At 41.7% G+C, this 3664-nt stretch carries 3 protein-coding genes; all 3 read left to right on the top strand.

The features are described from left to right. Positions 1 to 13: 13 nt before the first annotated feature. A complete protein-coding gene (locus QVD32_RS12705) occupies positions 14 to 238 on the top strand; it encodes a hypothetical protein (RefSeq protein ID WP_203039415.1) in 225 nt (74 codons plus the stop codon). Beyond that, positions 238 to 2253: an AAA family ATPase gene (locus QVD32_RS12700; RefSeq protein WP_287710320.1), complete on the top strand. Its 2016-nt coding sequence runs from the start codon at positions 238 to 240 to the stop codon at positions 2251 to 2253. The genes QVD32_RS12705 and QVD32_RS12700 overlap by 1 nt, the downstream gene beginning before the upstream one ends. Before the next feature lie 35 nt (positions 2254 to 2288). Beyond that, a partial coding sequence (locus QVD32_RS12695) for an ATP-binding protein (RefSeq protein WP_287710319.1) occupies positions 2289 to 3664 on the top strand: 1376 nt, incomplete at its 3' end.

The raw sequence follows: 3664 nt of genomic DNA, 5'->3' as shown, positions 1-3664 counted from the left end.
TATATAATAAGGTATGAAGAAAAGCTTGGACAGAACATTCCTGAACTATGGAATCAGGCAGGAAGACATGCAGCTTATAGAGAGTGCATGCCAATCGGAAGGTATAGATGCAGAATGGCTCAAGGATTATATCCTCAAGCCTTTCCATGAAGAACGTAATAACCAAAATGAGCCAAGTCTTGAGGAAAAGAAAGTGACGAGAATACTCAAGAAAGCTCTCAAAGAAATCAAAAAGTAATGAAACTGAAGCGTATCTACATAGAGAATTATAAGACCTACAGAAAGTTGGATTTAAATTTGGAGGTAACGAGTGACCGTCCTATCATCTTGATAGGTGGTGCCAATGGTTGTGGTAAGACAACGCTCTTCGATGCCATCTATTCTGCGCTCTATGGGTTGAAGATTTCCAACAAGCGACAGTTTGAGGAACTCTTCAATTCTGGCGTGAAGAACGAGAGCGGTATAGAAGGCAAGGCTATCATGTTAGAGATTACTTTCTCTGGGGTGGTTCTTGGACAAGAAACGCCTTATCGCTTGTGTCGTGCCTATCGGTTTGTGGATGGCAAAATACAGGAGAGCAATGTGCTCAATATGAATGGTAACAGTTATACTTATGGTTCTGGTTCCACGGCTATCCTACGCAGCACCAATGAAGCGATAGTCAACAAGATTATCTCTGCCAATCTGCCTGCTGAATTGAGCAACTACTTCCTCTTTGATGCCATGAAGACTTCCGATCTCGTGAAGGAAGAACAAATCAACAAGCTCATCATGAAGAACATCAATTCGGTGATGGGTTTCAATAAATACACTCAGTTGCAGAACGCAGCCTCGGCTTATCTTGACGAGAAGAAGGCGGAACGCTTGGAGAACGAGAACCTGCGTGCCGAATACTTGAAACTGACCAAACAGAAGGTGGAGATGGAAAGGGATGTGGCAAGTCTAAACGATGCCTACAATGAAGCATTGAACTATGCCAATGATCATAAGCAACAGTATGAGCAACTGAAGGAGGGACGGAACTCGGATGATGTGATTCGTGATAAAATGCATCAGATAGAGGAGAGCATCAATAGCTTCTATCAGAAGGAAAAGGACTATAGGCAGGATGCTGAGGCTATCTCCAAAGATTTAGAGTGGAAAGTAATTATGCCAAAGGTTGCCAATAGTATCAGTACCGAGGTGGAACTTGTTCTGAATGAGAAGGAGGAGGTGGCTTCTGCAAGGGGCAATATCCTCAATGACCAACAGATAGAAAAGGTTACTCATGATGTAATACGATTGGTTAAGGAGAAATACCCGCAGGTAGGCGAGGTTTCTATTGCCGAGATTATTACGGAAATCAAACGTGAGCAAGACAACAGCGATGATTATAATGACAAATATGGTTTTCTGAGTGATGCAGATGTCAATGTGTTGAGAAACCTGGTTCAGCAATCATATTCCAATCCTTATCTTTCGCTGGATGAAAGACGTGAAAGCTTAAACTTAGAGTTGGCGGATATTCCAAAGAAGCAGGAACAACTGAAAGAATACAAACATGCCTTGACAGGAAACGATTATAGCATTATCGAACTCTATGAGACTAATGATAGAAAAATAGAGGAATTGAAGGCAAAAATCGTGGAACAGAAGAATGCTATCAAAGAAATGGAGAGAAAAATCTCTACTTATGATTATGATATGCCGCAAGTTCCAGATCCTCAATATGATATGCTATGCAAACTTCCTGGCTTCTTCAAGTCGCTTTCCTGTAAGTTACTTAAGGCAAAGAAGGCAAGTATTGAGCGCATGATGAAAGAACAGCTGAACATCAACTTGGTGATTTACGCTGGTTATATCGGTAGGGTCGAGCTTTCGGCAGATGATTCGGATGAAATCTCGTTCAAGATATTCCATAAGAATGGTAATGAGATTTATTTGAGTCAGCTGAACGCCGGTGCCAAGCAGACTGTGATGCAGGTGTTGCTGAAAGTTTTGTATGAATTGGGTGATTACGACCCTCCTGTAATGATAGATACGGTGATGGGTGTTCTTGACAAGGAGAGTCGTGAAGTTATTATCAACCGTTATTTCCCGGATTTGGCTCATCAAACCATTTTGTTAAGTACAGATACGGAAATAACGACAGAGACTGATTTTAAGAAGATAGTGGCTTATGTGGCAAGAACTTATACTTTACATAGAGACCAGGAAAGCCAGTGTACTACTGTCAGCGATGATTACTTTGGATTACAAACTTACGAATTCTAGGAGAAATGAATGTACAAGATATAAAACTTGAGGGAATGAGAATTCTGGAAGGAACGCATGATTTGCTTGAAGATGTGAAATATGCCATTGAGCAGAAACTGAACCTTTCAGATTACTCAGACATGGTTCGCCCTGTAGTACTGAACTTTACTACAGTTATGCGAATTTGCCTCCTTGTAGGATTGAGTGATAAGACACCAAGGAGCAAGGCAAAGGTAGAGGAATTGCAAACCTCAGCAGGTATGCAGCCATTGGGTGGTTCTTTCTTCACCAAGTCGAATATAAAGGAGGTATTCGTGGCTCTTATCAAGATGCGTTATAGTGATATAGATGCCGACTGGCAGAACTCTACTTTTCTGAGCAAGGTGCTTTATAGCGAAATGATGAGGGGTAAGAGTATCTTGATGGAAGAAGGAGGTATTGATGAATGGCTGCACTTCTGTCCGTTGAGAGGTGGAAAGTCGTTGATGGATATTCCTGAATTGAATCTTTATATTGGGCAGTATGAGGATGAAATGGATGCGGCTTTAGACATCAACAGTACTGCTATTCCAAATACACAGATATTGATAGCAGGAACTACTGGTTCGGGTAAGTCAAACTTATTGGCTGTTCTTATCAACCAAATCAGAATGGCATCGGCTGATACCTACTATCCTGTCAACTTTCTCTTGTTCGATTACAAGGGGGAGTTCTCAGATCCAGCTCATGCCGATTGGCTGTCAAAGTTTGAGACCGATTCCACTGCCATCTTGAATCCGATGGAGAAACCTTTGCCGTTTACTCCGTTCAAGGACTTTACTGGTAGACCTGTCAATGAAATCCACTTGTATTCTACGACCTTGGCAAATGCCATCTGTGCCATATCTTCTGCTAAGATAGGTGCTTTGATGGACAACAGACTGAGCGAGGCTATCATCAATGCCTACAAGGCGAAGAACCAGAAACCAATCACCTTTCAGGAAGTTTTTGACCATTATACGATGTTGATGCCCGAGAAGAAACAGGGTGACATGGATAGTGTAAAATCAGTCTTGAACCAGTTGATACTTAACAATATTTTTGCAGAGGAAGACAAGGTGGATTTGGTGAAAGGTTGCTATATTATCAACTTAGGAAAGTTTGACAAGGAAGGTATTATGGCAAAGGCTATCGTATATTTCGTGACATCGAAGTTGAACAATATTTATGAGCAACTGCCTCCACAGGCAAAGAATGAGGACAGGGTGGAGCTGCGCCATTTCACCATCATCGATGAGGCTCACTATATGCTTGGTTTTGAGAACAAGCCTTTGCAGAACTTGATAGCTGTGGGTAGAAACAAGGGCATGAGCATCATCCTTGCCACACAGAATATGGATTCGTTTAAGAAAGCTTCTTTTGATTTCTATGCCAATGCCCAATATCCACT

This window comes from Barnesiella sp. (assembly GCF_022723415.1).
In the GTDB taxonomy this organism is placed as follows: Bacteria; Bacteroidota; Bacteroidia; order Bacteroidales; family Barnesiellaceae; genus Barnesiella; species Barnesiella intestinihominis.
This window is presented reverse-complemented; position numbering and strand designations above follow the sequence as displayed.

Coding starts and splice junctions, on each gene's coding strand:
- QVD32_RS12705 (WP_203039415.1), top strand. CDS start 14: ATGAAGAAAAGCTTGGACAGAACATTCCTGAACTATGGAATCAGGCAG.
- QVD32_RS12700 (WP_287710320.1), top strand. CDS start 238: ATGAAACTGAAGCGTATCTACATAGAGAATTATAAGACCTACAGAAAG.